The 15,887-nt window shown below is 33.0% G+C and carries 18 protein-coding genes; 4 read left to right on the top strand and 14 right to left on the bottom strand.

Annotated elements, in window-relative coordinates; translation table 11 throughout:
* Position 1: 1 nt before the first annotated feature.
* The 6 genes from kdsB to CHLWT_RS05810 are packed head-to-tail and all read right to left on the bottom strand — an operon-like array spanning position 2 to position 6,146.
* Positions 2 to 724, bottom strand: coding sequence for a 3-deoxy-manno-octulosonate cytidylyltransferase (gene kdsB, locus CHLWT_RS05835; RefSeq protein WP_112000313.1), 723 nt, complete (start codon positions 722 to 724; stop codon positions 2 to 4).
* Positions 721 to 2,451 (bottom strand): threonine synthase, encoded by a 1,731-nt coding sequence (thrC, locus tag CHLWT_RS05830; protein ID WP_112000306.1) that lies wholly within the window; start codon positions 2,449 to 2,451, stop codon positions 721 to 723. Before thrC ends, kdsB begins: the two co-directional genes overlap by 4 nt.
* Complete coding sequence (gene argB, locus CHLWT_RS05825; protein ID WP_111970900.1) at positions 2,448 to 3,293, bottom strand: acetylglutamate kinase; 846 nt, start codon at positions 3,291 to 3,293, stop codon at positions 2,448 to 2,450. Before argB ends, thrC begins: the two co-directional genes overlap by 4 nt.
* Positions 3,294 to 3,331: 38 nt before the next feature.
* Positions 3,332 to 4,261 carry a tetraacyldisaccharide 4'-kinase gene (locus CHLWT_RS05820; RefSeq protein WP_112000305.1) on the bottom strand — a complete coding sequence of 310 codons (930 nt, stop codon included), beginning with the start codon at positions 4,259 to 4,261 and terminating at the stop codon, positions 3,332 to 3,334.
* Positions 4,254 to 5,390, bottom strand: coding sequence for a DegT/DnrJ/EryC1/StrS family aminotransferase (locus CHLWT_RS05815; protein WP_111948447.1), 1,137 nt, complete (start codon positions 5,388 to 5,390; stop codon positions 4,254 to 4,256). The genes CHLWT_RS05820 and CHLWT_RS05815 overlap by 8 nt, the downstream gene beginning before the upstream one ends.
* A 12-nt stretch (positions 5,391 to 5,402) precedes the next feature.
* The gene (locus CHLWT_RS05810) at positions 5,403 to 6,146 is read right to left on the bottom strand and encodes an NAD+ synthase (protein ID WP_373924812.1); all 744 of its coding nucleotides are present in this window, start codon (positions 6,144 to 6,146) and stop codon (positions 5,403 to 5,405) included.
* A 102-nt stretch (positions 6,147 to 6,248) separates the two neighbouring features.
* On the opposite strand from CHLWT_RS05810, the gene CHLWT_RS05805 reads away from it, so the two are divergent.
* A complete protein-coding gene (locus CHLWT_RS05805) occupies positions 6,249 to 6,839 on the top strand; it encodes an MBL fold metallo-hydrolase (protein WP_111970903.1) in 591 nt (196 codons plus the stop codon).
* On the opposite strand, the gene CHLWT_RS05800 is transcribed toward CHLWT_RS05805, so the two are convergent.
* From CHLWT_RS05800 to CHLWT_RS05790, 3 genes are read right to left on the bottom strand one after another with little or no spacing between them, the layout of a single operon-like run.
* Positions 6,826 to 7,338 (bottom strand): hypothetical protein, encoded by a 513-nt coding sequence (locus CHLWT_RS05800; protein WP_063997997.1) that lies wholly within the window; start codon positions 7,336 to 7,338, stop codon positions 6,826 to 6,828. The genes CHLWT_RS05805 and CHLWT_RS05800 overlap by 14 nt on opposite strands.
* A gap of 10 nt (positions 7,339 to 7,348) precedes the next feature.
* The gene (cmoB, locus tag CHLWT_RS05795) at positions 7,349 to 8,197 is read right to left on the bottom strand and encodes a tRNA 5-methoxyuridine(34)/uridine 5-oxyacetic acid(34) synthase CmoB (RefSeq protein ID WP_112000303.1); all 849 of its coding nucleotides are present in this window, start codon (positions 8,195 to 8,197) and stop codon (positions 7,349 to 7,351) included.
* The gene (locus CHLWT_RS05790) at positions 8,194 to 8,364 is read right to left on the bottom strand and encodes a membrane lipoprotein lipid attachment site-containing protein (RefSeq protein WP_167347780.1); all 171 of its coding nucleotides are present in this window, start codon (positions 8,362 to 8,364) and stop codon (positions 8,194 to 8,196) included. Before CHLWT_RS05790 ends, cmoB begins: the two co-directional genes overlap by 4 nt.
* A 67-nt stretch (positions 8,365 to 8,431) precedes the next feature.
* On the opposite strand from CHLWT_RS05790, the gene CHLWT_RS05785 reads away from it, so the two are divergent.
* The gene (locus tag CHLWT_RS05785) at positions 8,432 to 9,697 is read left to right on the top strand and encodes a zinc-binding metallopeptidase family protein (protein WP_373924810.1); all 1,266 of its coding nucleotides are present in this window, start codon (positions 8,432 to 8,434) and stop codon (positions 9,695 to 9,697) included.
* Between the two features lie 25 nt (positions 9,698 to 9,722).
* Here the strand turns inward: CHLWT_RS05785 and hpf are convergent, their stop codons facing one another.
* Genes hpf through fliW form a run of 5 tightly spaced genes read right to left on the bottom strand, consistent with a single transcriptional unit; the run spans position 9,723 to position 12,579 of the window.
* The gene (hpf, locus tag CHLWT_RS05780) at positions 9,723 to 10,250 is read right to left on the bottom strand and encodes a ribosome hibernation-promoting factor, HPF/YfiA family (protein ID WP_063998000.1); all 528 of its coding nucleotides are present in this window, start codon (positions 10,248 to 10,250) and stop codon (positions 9,723 to 9,725) included.
* Between the two features lie 43 nt (positions 10,251 to 10,293).
* Positions 10,294 to 10,719: a type II secretion system protein gene (locus CHLWT_RS05775; protein WP_112000301.1), complete on the bottom strand. Its 426-nt coding sequence runs from the start codon at positions 10,717 to 10,719 to the stop codon at positions 10,294 to 10,296.
* Positions 10,716 to 11,615, bottom strand: a complete 900-nt coding sequence (locus CHLWT_RS05770; protein WP_112000300.1) for a PulJ/GspJ family protein — start codon at positions 11,613 to 11,615, stop codon at positions 10,716 to 10,718. Before CHLWT_RS05770 ends, CHLWT_RS05775 begins: the two co-directional genes overlap by 4 nt.
* Before the next feature lie 3 nt (positions 11,616 to 11,618).
* A complete protein-coding gene (locus tag CHLWT_RS05765) occupies positions 11,619 to 12,182 on the bottom strand; it encodes a prepilin-type N-terminal cleavage/methylation domain-containing protein (protein ID WP_143211750.1) in 564 nt (187 codons plus the stop codon).
* 7 nt (positions 12,183 to 12,189) lie between these two features.
* Positions 12,190 to 12,579, bottom strand: a complete 390-nt coding sequence (gene fliW, locus CHLWT_RS05760; protein ID WP_063998004.1) for a flagellar assembly protein FliW — start codon at positions 12,577 to 12,579, stop codon at positions 12,190 to 12,192.
* A 207-nt stretch (positions 12,580 to 12,786) separates the two neighbouring features.
* Here fliW and CHLWT_RS05755 point away from each other — a divergent pair, with 207 nt between their 5' ends.
* Together CHLWT_RS05755 and CHLWT_RS05750 are read left to right on the top strand one after the other, a co-directional pair.
* Positions 12,787 to 13,965: an efflux RND transporter periplasmic adaptor subunit gene (locus CHLWT_RS05755; protein WP_112000298.1), complete on the top strand. Its 1,179-nt coding sequence runs from the start codon at positions 12,787 to 12,789 to the stop codon at positions 13,963 to 13,965.
* The gene (locus CHLWT_RS05750; RefSeq protein ID WP_112000297.1) at positions 13,962 to 15,887 is read left to right on the top strand and encodes a MacB family efflux pump subunit; all 1,926 of its coding nucleotides are present in this window, start codon (positions 13,962 to 13,964) and stop codon (positions 15,885 to 15,887) included. The genes CHLWT_RS05755 and CHLWT_RS05750 overlap by 4 nt, the downstream gene beginning before the upstream one ends.

The following is a 15,887-nucleotide window of genomic DNA, read 5'->3' as shown; positions in this document are numbered from 1 at the left end:
TTTAGTCTATTTTAAAGCCAAATTTAAGAGCTGCGGCCTCAAGATCTTCTTTTGTATCTATCCCGATACTCTCTGTTTGTATTTGCATCATTTTGATTTTTTTGCCACTTTGCAAAGCGCGCAGTTGCTCTAGTTTTTCTATATTTTCTAACTCTTTTGTTTTAAGAGTGCAAAACTCTTTTAAATTTGCTACGCTATATGCATAAATTCCTATATGCGCTTTAAAAATGTCGCATACACTTCTAGGATATGGTAAAAGTGAGCGTGAAAAATATAGAGCGTTGTCATTAGCATCAAGTACGACTTTTACTAAATTTGGATTTTGGGCATCGTCTTTTTTGACTAGTTTAAAACAGCTAGCCATAAATGATCCATTTTCAATGGCTTGTTTTGCAAAGTTTTTAAATTTGGTTAAATTTTCTACTTCAAAAAACGGCTCATCAGCTTGAACATTTATGATAATTTCGTCATCTTTTAGTTTAAATTTAGCCGACGCTTCGTTTATACGATCAGTTCCACTTTCGTGATTTACGCTTGTTAAAACAGCGTCTAAGCCGTAATTTTTTGCGATATTTACTACTTTTTCATCATCGCAAGCCACCAGTACGCTATCTGCATTTTTGGCATTCATCGCAGTTTTTACAAACATAGGAACACCATCGATTTTTCTTAAAATTTTATGCTCAAAACGAGTTGAAGCAAGGCGAGCAGGTATAATTATCATTTTTTTAGCCATCCCAAAATAGTTTCTTTTATCTCGCCTGTATTTACTATATCTTTGTGAATTTCTTTTTTATCAAAAAGTTTTAAGATAGAACTTGGAATTTCGCTTTTAAATTCGTTACTTAAACTTTTCATATCTTTAAGTTCGTTTTTGCTCTCTTTATTTTTGATAGCTTTTATCATACTTGGAGTAAATTTAACCCATTGTGCCGTTGAAGTTATAACATTTATGCGGTTTTTACTAACTTGTTTAAAGCAAGTAGCCGTGTGCGGATCGATGAGTTTGCCTTTTTTAGCTACTTTTTTTATAAATTTTTCACACTCTTGGTCTGTACAAAAATCAGCTTCAAAATCTTCTTGTAAAAGTGCAAGTTCTTCTTTATCAAGCTCGTAGAATTTTTGTGACACAAGAGAGTCCATAAGCTCTTTTGTGCGTTTATATCCAAATTTATCAAACAATAATCTTTCTACATTTGAGCTTATCAAGATATCCATAGCAGGGCTTATGGTTTGTATTAAAGTCCTATTTCTAAGATCATAAATTCCATTAGTAAAAAGCTCGGTTAGGATATTATTTGAGTTTGATGCGATTTTGATTTTAGCGATATTTGCACCCATTTTTTTAGCATAATACGCACCTAAAGCATTGCCGAAATTTCCGCTTGGCACGATGATATCTATAGGCTTTTTATTTTTGGTTATATATATGCAAACATAAATATGATAGATGATTTGAAATAAAATTCTACCGAAATTTACGGAATTTGCCGCACTTAAATTTAGATCTAGTTTTGTAAGTTCGTCTTTGAAATCATCATCGTTAAGTAGCGTCTTTAAAGCTCTTTGAGCATCATCAAAGTTTCCATTTATACCGATAACTTTTAAATTTGAGCCGTCTGCATTTACCATTTGCAGTCTTTGAACCTCGCTAGTGCCGTCTTTTGGATACAAACAAACTACTTGTATATTTTTTGCTTCGCTAAAGCTTTGTAGTGTTGCAGGTCCTGTATCTCCGCTAGTAGCGCACATTATGAGATATTTTTTGTTGTTTTGTTTTGCTAAGCTTTTTAAAATAGCTCCAAAAGGCTGAAGTGCCATATCTTTAAATGCTCTTGTTGGCCCATGCCAAAGCTCATTTATATATAAATTCTCGTCTAATTTTTTTATTTCCACTGGTTCTTTGTCAAATTTTTCATATCTTTTTAGGGCTTTTTTAAACGTATCCATAGGTATATCAAAGTCGAATTTTTCTATGATCTTAAGAGCTATTTTCGTATAACTTTTATCTTTTGCCCATTTGAAAAACTCTTTATCTAAAGTCGGAAGTTTTTGACTTACGTATAATCCGCCGTGCGATGCAGATGGGTTTAGTAAAGCGTGCGAGAGTGTGACTAAGTCATCTTTTGATCTTGTTCCTATAAACATATTTTTACCTTTTAAGTTTTGTTTTAACCATTTTTTATAATTTTTTTCTATCTTTTTTGGTTTTAGAGCGATAATTTCTGGAAGCTCATAAGTATGATATTTTAGTAAAATGTCCTTTACTTTGTTATATTTTCCTTTTATGATAAGCATAGTTTCATTTGAGTATGCTTTTTGACCTTGCCAGACATAAAAACTTTTGCAACCCTTTATTAAATTTACGCAAGTTGCAGATCTTTGTTCTAGTAGTTTTTCTGCTAAAACTTGAGCAGATTTTTCGCTACTAGTAGTGCTTAATATGATCATTTTATAACACTTCCTATGCCTTCATCTGTAAATATCTCAAGCAAAAGTGAGTGAGGTACTCTTCCGTCTATGATATGAGCTGCTCCTACACCGTTTTTTACGCATTCTAAACAAGCATCTAGTTTAGGAATCATACCGCCATTTATAGTACCGTCGTTTTTTAAATTTTGGATTTTAGACTCGTTTAGATTGCTTATAAGCTCCCCGTCTTTACTTAAAACGCCTTTTATATCGCTTAGAAATATAACCTTTTTTGCTTTTAGTGCGTTTGCGATCGCGCTAGCACAAAGATCGGCATTTATATTATAAGTATCGCTAAAATCATCGCTGATCGCTATAGGTGCGATGACTGGTATAAGTCCGCTTTGCAATGCTGCTGTGATGACACTGGGATTTACCTCAGAGATCTGTCCTACAAAGCCGTATTTGCCATCAGAGTAGCTTTTGGCTTTTAGCATATTGTCATCTTTGCCGCTAAGCCCTATGGAGCGAGCTCCGTGTTTGTTTAGTAAATTTACTATCTCTTTGTTTATAAGCCCACTTAGAGTCATCTCTACGACTTCCATAGTTTCATCATCAGTGACTCTTAATCCGTCTATAAATTTACTTTGTATGTTTAGTTTGTCTAAAAATGAGTTGATCTTTTTTCCGCCGCCATGCACTATAACGACTTTTATGCCTACTAGCCAAAGTAAGAGAGCATCTCTAGCAAAATCGTTTTTGAGCTTTTCATCAATTTGGGCTGCACCGCCGTATTTTATGACAAAAATTTCATCACGGAATTTTTGTATATATGGTAGAGCACTTAGTATGATCTCAGCAGTTCTTGAACTCTTAAGCATATCTTGATCCTAATATTTTTTAAATAATTGTATCAAATTTAGTTGTAATTTTGTATAAAATTAAGCAGTTCTTTTTTAAATTTAGTTGAAATTTCGGTCTTAAGTTCGAGTAGTGAGATATTTAGCCCAAAATCTTTTATCTTTACGTAATCTTTCATTGTCACTAATAAGCTATCTGCATTATAGCTTTTTATAAGTTTTTCTAACTCTTCTTTTTTAAATTTATAATGATCTTTGAAAAATCTAATTCCTATACATTCTCCAAAGACATTTTTTAGTCTCATAGGGTTTGCTATGGCTGTGACTAAAAGCATATTTTGAGTGCGATTTAAAATATTCATTGTTTTAATGATATCGCTTTGATCTGGGATAAAATCGGCGTATTTATAAAAGCTAATGGGATAGCGATAAGCTCCGCTTGGGATAGGTAGTTTGATGATCGGCTCTGGGTTTGGCTTTAGTAAGATGTTAAATTTAAATATATCAAATTTACCAAAACCATCATCTAAGATTATGAGTTTTGCTCCTAAATTTATAGCTTCATTTATGGCTGTTTTGCGGTTTTGGCTTACTATTACGTTTGCATTTTTTAGGCTTAGTGCGTATTCCATAGCTTCATCGCCGCTTGCTTGTACGCTAGATAATATCTCTCCTTGTAGAGCTACTTTTAGCATACCTTTTGAGCTTCTTTTATATCCTCTTAAGATTATAAAAGTTTTAAAATCATTAGAAAATTCGTTAAATATAGCTTTTACAAGCGGAGTTTTGCCAGTTCCACCAAGTACTAAATTTCCTACGCTTATAACTGGTACTTCGAATTTTTCCGGTTTTGATAGTTTTGGTTTTATACATACTATTAAAGTATAAATTAACGTAAAAGGACTTAAAAGCATAGAGATAAGCATCTCTAAATACCTTGGTCTATAAAAATACTTATCTATCCAAAAGTCAAATATGCTTTTAAACACGTGTCTTTGCCACTGATTTTATAGTGTCACAGATATATTTTATCTCACTCTCTTCTAGGGCTGCATATATTGGTAAAGATAAAACTTGTTGATATACTTTTAAAGCGACAGGAAAGTCATTTACTCTAAGATTGTATTTGCTTTTATAATAGCTAAGCAGGTGAAGAGGTATATAATGCAATCCGATGTTTATACCAGCGTCTTTAAGCTTTCTAGCAAATCCATCTCTATTCTTGTCTATTTTGATAATATACTGCGTAAATACACTATCTCTTTTTAATATCGGAGTAGTGACGTGAGGGCAACCTTCTAACTCTTTTGTATATATGGCAGCTATCTCTTTTCTTTTTTTGATGAATATTTCTAGCTTCTCGAACTGCGCCATACTAAATGCAGCACAAATAGAATTTAGATCATATTTTTGTCCTACGTCTATGACATCATAAACATATCCTAAATTTCCGTCTTTATCAAAGCTGTCATTTACTATAGCGTGACTTCTTATAAGTTTGGCACGATTTGCCATTTCATCGTTATTTGTAAGGATTATACCTGTTGATGCGAGTGCATTTTGAATTTGTGGATTTACTTGGAAGCAAGACATATATGATCCACTCATAGTTCCAAGGAGTTTTGAGTTGTATGTAGCGCCCATAGCGCGGCTTGCGTCGTCTATGATTTTTATATTATGTTCTTTTGCAAGAGCGTAAATAGCGTCCATATCAGCAGGTTGTCCAGCAACGTGAGTGATAAATGCGGCTTTTAACTTCTTATGTTTGTGTTCTATTAAAACTTTTTTTAACTGTTCTGGATTGATATTGAAATCATCTTCATTTATATCTACAAATATAGGTTCAGCGTCAAAGTGGCGAATCACTTGTGCTATACTAGGAAAAGCATTGACCGAACAGATGATTTTATCCCCACGTTTAAGATCCATAGCACAAAGCGCTAGATGATTTGCAGCAGTGCCGTTGTTTGTGGTAATAGCATGCTTTACGCCAAAATATGATTTTATTTTATTTTCTAAATTTGTAACCATATAGTTTGCATTTTTATCTATGCTTTCTTTTACTAACTCGTATTCGCGTTCGTCTGCGTACGGTCTAAAAAATGGTATTTCTTTCATATTTGATCCCTACTACTGTATATTTGCTATCAAAGGTAAATTTAGTTTAAATTTATTTTTTTCTATTCTATCATAAACGTTATTTATTAAATTTTTATCAAAGCTTTCTTCTAGCTCTTTTTTTGTTTTACCGCGTTCAATCTCTTTTAAAATAATATCTAATTGTTTATACGTATATCCTAACTCATCTTCGTCTTTTTGCCCTTCCCAAAGATCAGCGCTTGGGGCTTTATCTATGATATTTTGATCTATACCTAGATATTTTGCAAATAAAAATAGATCGCTTTTATATATCTCTCCGATAGGATTTAACGCACAAGCTGTATCTCCGTAAATAGTACCATATCCAAGCATTCTTTCGCTTTTGTTGCTAGTACCAACTACTAGAGTTCTAAATTTTGCCGAATGATCATATAATATACTCATCCTAACTCTTGCGGCTAGATTGCCGATTCTGAGCTTATCTGCGTCTTTGATCGCACTCAAAAAAGATTGAATAATAGGCTCGATATCTATGATTTCGTATTTTATACCCAAAGTTTTGCATAAATTTATGCCATCGTTTATATTCGCTTTGTTTGAATTTTTTGTAGGCAATAAAATAGCATAAGTAGGTGCTATTTTTGAGCATAAAGTAGCCACTACAGCAGAGTCTAATCCGCCACTAACTCCTATAGTAAAGCCCTTTGCATACGAAGTTTCTAAGTAGTTTGTTAGAAAATTTAGAAGTTTATTTTCTAAAGATTCAAAATCTATCATTAAATTTACCTATGAAAAAAATATTATATTCAAAAAAACGATTGCATTATATCTAAAAAATGATAAAATATAACTTTTATGTAGCATTAAGGATTAAATATGCAAATACTTTCAAGAGCGTTTGGCGATTTGGCGACAAATTGCTATATAGTCGAAAATAACGGCAAAGAAGTTATCATAGATCCAGGCGATGGGGCTTATGAATATGTAGTAAAAATTTGTAAAAATCCAGTTGCGATCTTAAATACGCATTGCCATTTTGATCATATATATGATGACTTAGTGTTAAAAAATAAATTTAATATCCCTATCTACGTTCCAAAAGATGACGCATTTTTGTGTGAGGCAGATCCATTTGGCGTGGTAAGAGATAAATTTACTCCAGATTTCTTAGTCGATCACGATGAAACGATAAATTTAGCAGATTTAGAGTTTAAATTTCTTCATTTTCCAGGGCATACTCCTGGGTGTTCGATGATAGAAGTTAATGATGTTGTGTTTAGTGGGGATTTTATATTTAAAGGGAGTATTGGAAGATACGATTTTCCTTTTTCAAATCCAAAAGATATGAAAAATAGTCTTATAAAAGCTATAAAATTAAAAAATTATACTATTTATCCAGGACATGGTTTTGCTACTAGTTTAGATGAAGAGAGACAAAATTTGTCTAAATTTCTTAATCACTTTTAGATTCTCTTTTAGTGGCTTGCGTTTCAAGAGCCTGTTTTTGTAGTTTTAGAATGTGATCTTCTAAAACTACTATCTGAAAATTTCCTTCAAAGATTTTTATATCTTTGATTTTTCCTACAACTTTTACTTCTCTTTTTTTTGATTCTTCAAAAAACGCATTTGCTTCAAATTCTATCATATCGCCTATTTTTGCAGGAGCAAAAAAGCTGACTTTTGATCCTATCGTTACAAGATATGGCAAATTTACCGCAGCTTGAGCAGCAAAGTCAGCAGCGATAAATAAAAATCCGCTATTTGCCAAGTCGCTATCGTATTTCATATCAGGAGTTAAACCAATAGATGTTTTTGCGTAATTTTTTTTAATATCTACAATTGTCCCACAAAATGCACTATTTGTATTTTGAAATACATTTACAGATATGCCAAATGGATTTTCCGGCTGTGGAGTTGGAGCTTCTTCTGCTTTATTTGCTTCGTAAATATTTTCGTTTTCAGCCATATTTTACCTTTTAAGTTAGTCTTACATAAACTCGTTTTGGTGATGGATAGCCTTCTATGGTGAGGCTAGGGTCGTTTGGATCTAAAAAATTATTTAAACTTTGCCCATCTATCCACATAGTTTTTCTTTGTTCGTTTAGATCAGTATCTTTTATCGCCAAAATTTCAAAATTATTAAATTTAGCTCTCTCGCACCAGTTTTGTAAAGCCTTGATACTAGGAACAAAATAGATATTTGGTATCTTAGAATACCTATTTTTAGGGCTTAGGACAAACTCGTCGTCTCGCTCGATAAACATAGTATCTAAAAAAACTTCACCACCCAAATTCAGACTAGCCCTTAGCTCTTTTAGCATTTTTATCGGATCGCTTCTATGATAGATCACGCCTAAGCAAAAAATGGTATCAAATTTAGTCTTATAGCTTGGCAGATCTTGCACACCTAAAAGTTCATAATTTATATTTGATTTTACAAAATGGTTTATAAAGCTAAATTGTAAAAAGCAAAGCACACTAGGATCAAATCCTGTTATGCTTTTAGGCTTAAAATCAAGCATTCTAAACATATAATATCCGTTATTGCAACCGACATCGGCGACTATTTTGTCTTTTAAATTTAGATATGGTTTTAGGAGATTAAATTTGATAAAACTCTGCCATTCGCTATCTATAAATAGATCATTTATCTGAAACGGACCTTTACGCCACGGCTTTAGATCTAATGCTAAGTTTAGAATTTCGCTAGAGAAATCATCTAAGTTTATCTCTATTTTATCACTAAATTTTACTTGTGAATTTGTTTTTTGGAGTGCATTTATACGAGCAAACAGCTGCGCGTTGCGTTCATTTATCAAATTCATTTTGGCCAATCTATAAGGTTTTTATCACAATCTTTATGGTAAATTCCAGCCCCGTCATAGTACTCTTTGCAGTCGTTGTAGTATTTATTTGAAATTCCTCGCTCATTTACCCAAAGACAACCTTGTAACAATAAAACTAAAATAATAAAGCTAACTATTTTTTTCATAGCGCTAATCTTACCATTAAAATGCTATAATTTTTGTTAAAAAAATATAAAAGTAAAGGATATGAGATTGAAAGTCATAGAATATTTTAAGGAAATTTGTAAAATTCCTCATTGTAGCTATGAAACTGATGAACTTAGGGGCTATCTAGCTGATTTTGCAAGTAAAAATGGCTTTAAGGTAGATATTGATAAATTTGGTAATATCCACGCCATAAAAGGTCATCCTAAGGTTTGCTTGCAAGCTCACTATGATATGGTTTGCGTCGGACTTGCACCAAAAATAGAGCTTATAAACGAGGGCGGATTTTTGAGTGCTAAAAACTCAAGTTTGGGTAGCGATAATGGCATAGGAGTAGCTATCATTATGGATGCTATGAGCGAATTTTGCGATTTAGAAGTTTTGATCACAAATAATGAAGAAGTAGGACTGCTTGGAGCAAACGGATTTAGTGGCAGTCTTGCTAGTAAATTTATGCTAAATTTAGATAGCGAAGATGAAAATGGCGTTTTTATAGGATGTGCTAGTGGTGTTAGTATCTTTGCAAGTTTAAATTTAAAAAGAACGTCTTGTGAAAAAAATCTGTATGAAGTGAGCGTAAGCGGACTTCCTGGCGGACATAGTGGCATAGATATCATCAAAAATATACCAAATGCGATTAAGGTTTTAAATGAGTTTTTGTTAAAAAATGGTTGCGAATTAGTAAGCTTTAATGGAGGCGAGAGAAACAACTCTATCCCAGTTGGTGCTAAAGCTATCGTTGTGAGCGACCATACTTTGATGAGCGATGAGATTTGCAAGGTTAAAGACCTTGGAAAACAAAAAGTTAAAGTTATGCAAAGCGGCGAAGTACTAGACTTTATAAATGCATTTTCACAAGGTATCAGAAGCTATGATGAAGAGCTAAAAATCGTAAATGAGAGCATAAATTTATCTATCATAAAAACAGGCGAAGATATTTTAGAAATAGAGTTTTTTGCTAGGGCGATGAGCGATGACGGGCTAGAGAGCATCAAATCTCAAATGCAAAGCTTGGCTAATTTGGCTAAATTTCAGCTTAGATACGCCGAACAAACAAGCGCTTGGAAGCCTAAAATCACTGATTTTGCAAAAGTAGTTTTACAAAGTATGCAAAAATTTAATAAAAATGCTAAATTTGAAGCCGTCCATGCTGGACTTGAATGTGGCGTTTTGCTAAATAAAAGCGGAAATAAGATCGATGCTTGTTCTATAGGTCCAAATATATTTTCGCCTCATAGCATAAATGAAAAGTGTGAGATAAGATCAGTAAATTTAATAAGTAAAGTGGTGAGAGAGATTTTAAAATCAGTATGATCCGGGAAAATCCCGGATTTGTGTATCAATACAAGCCAAATTTGCCGTCACTTCTTTTATATAAAACTCTCATTTTTGCATCTATATCGTTAAATACATAAAACTGCATATCTGAGTTTTTTAGTTTTTCTATAGCTTCTTCTATCTCCATAGGCTTGTAAAGCTCAAGCTCGGTTCTTACTATCTCATCTACGCCATCTACTATATCATCTTTTAAATTTGCTAAATTTGCTTTTTCGTCATCTTTGTTTTTATGAGTCGTAAGTTTGTCGTGGTGACGACGAAGTACCTTACTAGCACGATCCACTGCTAGATCTACTGCTGCGTATAAGTCTTTATCTTTTTGTCTTATGACAATCGTATCTTTGTGTGCTAAATTTATAGCGAAATCAACATCAAAGCCTTTTCTGCCTTGTCTTTCATCGGCTGAGATTATAACTCTGCTAGAAATAATGTCTAGATTATATTTTGCAAGTGTTTCAAATGCTGCATCAACGTAGTTTTTGATAGCATCTGTAAGTTCAAATTGTTTTCCTACAATACTTGTATTCATCGTATGCTCCTTTGCATTATTGTATGGCAATTATATCACAAAATCAAGGTTTTTGCGTGGTTATACGAACGTATCTGATATTTTGATCTTTTATAATATTTGGATCGCTTTTTACTACGGTTGTTAAGATTACGGCTCTGATTTTATTGTCTTTGTCTGTAAAATCTGTCTTAGAGTTTTCTGGTTTGCTTTTTGTATTTATGTATTTTATAAATACTTCTGCTTTGAGAACTCCATTTTTACTATTAATATTTATTTTGTCTAAATAATTTTGAGAAAAATCATGTTTTTGAATAGCGTAAATAGCATACTCAGAAGCGCTCATAGCTAAAGCTTCTGCTTGTTCGCTTAGATACTGCTCTGTTGTCTGTTTTACGCTTGTGTTTGAAAGTGTAAAAGATAGCATACCTATAGTTATGATGACTACTATAAAAACTATAGCCATTATAAGACTAAAGCCACGTTTCATATTATAGCCTTTACTTTGCATACTTCAAGATGCGGGTCGTTGTCTTTTTTGCCGACTTTTAAATTTGGATCTTTTATGCAAATTTTAAGTATAAGTCCATTGCTGTTTGCAATGTCATTTTCGCTGGCAAAATTCGTAAATCTTAGCGTAGTGACGTTTTTTGCTATGGTACTTGATATTTTGTTTTTGTCGTCCCACGGAAGAAAATTTGTTTCTAATATAAGATCATATTTTTTATCAATATAAATTCTATTTATCGTGTGTGAGAGATAGTATAGATCTTCTAACTTATCATCTTTATTTTTATTTTTTTTATCTATTATTATATCATTGCCACTAAAATAAGCTTTATATACTTTATTTGTATTACCCTTGTAGTAATTTTCTTTTGCTTTATCTTCGCTTTGTTTAAATATCAGTGCTATAGGGTTTTCTTTTGATACTTCTTCTTTTGATGATGTTATACTTTTTATGATTTCTTTTACTTTTTCTAAATTTTGTACCTTGTCATCATTATATCCTAGGCTTAAATTTATTTTATCTCCTGCTATCGTTGCTCTGTTTATTACGCCACTCCAGCCGGTTTTATTTGCTTCGCCAAGGCGTCTAGATTCGTAGCTTTGCATATACCACGCTATACCACAATCGGCTCCGCACTCAATCATATCTTTATATTCGCCATTTTCATAGCCGACTAAAGTCTGCTTTATGCGGTATTGTAGTCTTTTTGAAATTTGGGTTATGGCTAGTTCGGTTTGGGCTTCTAGTTTTGTTATGCTCCTAGTTTGTATATAGTTTTGATATACGGTGCTGATTATTTCAGTACCTATAGAAGCAAGTATGGCTGTGATAGTTATGGCTATGACTAGTTCTATTAACGTAAATGCTTTTTTCATGGATTACTCGATTATTATTTGTCCGGCTTTTTGGTCGCCTATATTAAAACTGTAGCCAGTTAAAACTATTTTTTGATCTTCGCCTTTTATATCTTTATAAGTCGTTTCTACTTTAATCATTTTTGTATCGCTTGATGTATCTTCGGCGTCCGTAAAAGTAGTGCTTATAGTATTTTTGTCATCAAAGTTTGGATCTTTTACATTTTTTGTTGTTATTTCGTAATTTAAATTTAGTATATTTTTATCTGTAGAAGCATCATTTTCTATTTTTATTTTACCACTTAATGTCTCTTTGTTAGATTTTGCTTTATAAATTTTTCGTTTATCCTCTATTTTATCTAAGCCGTTTCTAGTTATCTGTTCTGTATCGGTTTGAAATTCTTTTGACATTTCATTTGTTAAAATGGTTTTTGTCGCCAAAACAGCTTCTTGTAAAAGCGCTTGAGAGTTGCTTTGAGATGTTGATAAAATGATGGAGGGCACGACAGAAACCGCGATAGCTATGATGACTATCGCGAGTATAAGTTCTAATATTGAAAATGCTTTTTTCATAATAAAAAGTGGCAAAACACCACTATTTACCTTTTTTGATAAAGTTGCTTATTTTCTCAGCTTGACTGTATTTTGGATAATTAACAGGGTCTAAAATGACTTGAGAAAGAGTCATATTTGTCATATTACAAACTATAGGTGCTATAAAATTTACGCTAGATTCTTCTATAGGACTGCTTATGACTAGTATATTATAAACTTTAAGTTCGCTTTTATCGTTTATTTGCATTAATTCTTGGTAGTATGTCGGGATTTCGAATTCATACTCTATTAATGCGTAAGGGTTTATCATCGTAAATGAAATGTCGCTATCTAGGCTTTGCATTTTAACGAAAAAATCATCTATCTGAGTTATCTCCACGCTCTTTATATTCTCAAATCCAAGTATCGGACTTTTGATTGTAAATTTCATAACATACTCCTTATTTGATTTAAATTTTATGTATTTTACCATTTTTTAATATAAATTCAAATATTTTTTAGCAAAATTATTAATTAAATTTGTATGTTTTATGTTAAATTTATAATTCTAACGTCTATGTATGGTTTATTTAACATTATATTCACAAAAAATTTGTAAAATCGCGACATAAAATACAATAAATTTAAGAGAGTTTCAATGAAAAAATTGACAATTTTGGTAGTTGTTTTAGTGGTCGTAGGAGCAATATTTTATTATAATAACTCTAATAAACCACAAGATGAATACCTAACTACTCAAGTTAGAAAAGGCGATTTGGTTCAAAGTATAGAGGCTGTTGGAGAAGTATTTGCTTCAAATTTAGTTGATGTTGGTGCTCAAGTTGGTGGTCAGATCAAGCAATTGTATGTAAAAGTAGGCGATAGGGTAAAAGTAGGCGATAGGATCGCTCAAATCGACTCTATTCGCCAAAAAAATAGTTTAGACCAGCAGTTAGCCGCCCTTGAGATACTAAAAGCAAAACTAAACTCAGCCAAAATTTCTTCAGACATAGCCAAAGTCCAATACAACAGAGAGTTAAAGCTTTTTGAAGCAAATGCGACTTCTAGTGAGAGTTTGGAAAACTCTAGAAGCGATTTAAGCCTAAAAAATGCAAATTTAAAAGAATTAGAAGCTCAGATAAAACAGACTCAGATAGAAATAGATACCGCTAGGACAAATTTAGATTATACTGACATTAGATCCCCTCTTGATGGCGTCGTAGTTTCTGTGCCAGTAGAAGTTGGTCAAACTATAAATGTAAATCAAACTACGCCGACTATCGTAAATATCGCAGATCTATCTAAAATGGAGATTAAAATGCAGATCAGCGAAGGCGACGTAACAAAAATAAAAGTAGGAGATAGAGTCGAGTACTCAATACTTTCTGATATAAATACGAAATATAATGGAATTTTAAGCTCTATAGATCCAGGACTTACTACGCTAAGTGATGGCAAATACAATACCACTAGTTCAAGTAGTAGCTCTACTAGCAGTAGTTCAGCAGTGTATTATTACGCTAAACTTCAAGTAGATAATAAAGAAGAGATCTTGCGTATCGGAATGACTACGCAAAGCACTATCATCGTAAAAGAGATAAAAGACACGCTTTTGCTTCCTACATTTGCTATAAAAAGCGATAAAGAAGGGAGCTATGTTATAGTAAAAGATGGTGAAAATATCAGAAAAGCAAGAGTTAAAACTGGTATAAGCAGTAGTATAGATATACAAATTTTAAGCGGTGTGAATGAAGGCGATGAGGTTATCACTTCTCAAATAAGTCAAGACGAGCTACAAAAACGTATAAAATCATCTAAAAAGAAAATGAGAATATGATAAAACTCCAAAATATAAAAAAGAAATTTATTACCGGTGGTGTAGAAACTGAAGTTTTAAAAGGGATAAATTTGTCTATTGAGAGGGGTGAGTTCGTAGCTATCATAGGTCAATCAGGTAGCGGAAAATCCACTCTTATGAATATACTTGGGTGCCTTGATACTCCAAGTAGCGGAAAATATCTGCTTGAGGGTCAAGATATAAGTAAATTTGATAGGGACGCGCTATCAAATTTAAGGCTAAAGACGTTTGGTTTTATATTTCAGCGTTATAATCTTCTAAGCTCGAACGATGTAAAAAACAATGTCGCACTTCCTGGTGTTTATGCTGGTATGGGTAAAAAAGATAGGTTAAATTTTGCAAAAGAGCTTCTTTCAAAACTTGGCTTAGAGAGTAAATTTGATACATACCCAAATCAGCTAAGTGGCGGACAGCAACAAAGAGTCAGTATAGCAAGAGCTCTTATGAATGGCGGAGATATCTTGCTTTGTGATGAGCCAACTGGAGCTCTTGATAGCGCAAGTGGCGTAATGGTTATGGAGATCTTAAAGGATCTGCATAAGAGCGGACATACTATCATAGTAGTAACTCACGATAAAGATATAGCGTCTTGGGCTGATAGGATCATAGAGATAAAAGACGGCAATATTTTAAGTGATAGCAAAAAACAAAACAATATATATGAATTTAAAAAAGCTTCAGAAGGTATAAAAAAAGGGTTTAAAGCTTCATTAGATAGGTTTTTAGAGAGTTTTAGTATGTCTGTTGGTGCTATAAAAGCACATAAACTTAGATCTTTTCTTACTATGCTTGGTATCATTATTGGTATAGCTTCTGTTGTTTGCGTGGTTGCATTAGCAAAAGGATCTCAAGAAAAGATTCTAAACGAGATAAATAAAGTCGGCACTAGTACTATTATGCTAAATCCTGGAAAAGCACCAGGCGATCCAAATAAAAATAAGATAAAAAAATTTACGCTTGATGATGCGGAGTTACTTTCCAAACTTGAGTTTGTGGATTACGCTACGCCAACTGTGTCGCAATCAGGCCTACTTGTGTATTCAAATCAAAATGCAAACGCAAATTTAAGAGCTGGAAGTGAAAATTATCTAAAAATCACCGGCGTAAAGGTCGTTTTGGGTAGAGATTTTAGTAGTGATGATATAAAAAACTCAGAGTCGGTTATCATCATAGATACCGATGTAAAGTCTTCGTTTTTTGGTCAAAATGATCCTATAGGAAAAACTATACTTTTTAATAAAAAACCTTTTAAAATCATCGGTGTAGCAAAAAAAGATGAAGGGGCTTTTGGTAGTGAGAATTTGACAGTTTATATGCCTTATAGCACGGCTGTCAATAAAATAACAGGCGATAGAAACCTAAGATCCATAACAGTTAAACTCAAAAGCAATGTAAATGCCCAGCTTGCTGAGAGCACCATAAAAGAAGTGATGAGCGTAAAACGTGGAGATAGCGATTTTCACACAAGAAATTCAGATACGATAATGCAAACCATAAAAAGCACTACAGATGCGATGAGTTTGCTGATATCTGGTATAGCTCTTATATCGCTTATGGTCGGCGGAATAGGTGTTATGAATATCATGCTAGTTAGTGTTTTTGAAAGAACCAAAGAGATAGGCATCAGAATGGCTATAGGCGCAAAAAGTAAAGATATAATGATACAATTTCTTATAGAAGCGGTACTTCTTTGTGCTATAGGTGGTGCTATAGGCGTGGGACTTGCCTATCTTATAGGATATATTTTTAATATGTTTGGTGCTAGTTTCAAGATGATATTTAGCACAACTTCAATATTTATAGCTTTGGGGGTTTCTAGCCTTATCGGCATAATATTTGGCTATATGCCAGCTCGTAATGCAGCTAGACTCAATCCAATAGATGCATTATCAAGGGAGTAA

It is taken from the genome of Campylobacter hyointestinalis subsp. lawsonii, from assembly GCF_013372165.1.
In the GTDB taxonomy this organism is placed as follows: domain Bacteria; phylum Campylobacterota; class Campylobacteria; order Campylobacterales; family Campylobacteraceae; genus Campylobacter; species Campylobacter lawsonii.
This window is presented reverse-complemented; position numbering and strand designations above follow the sequence as displayed.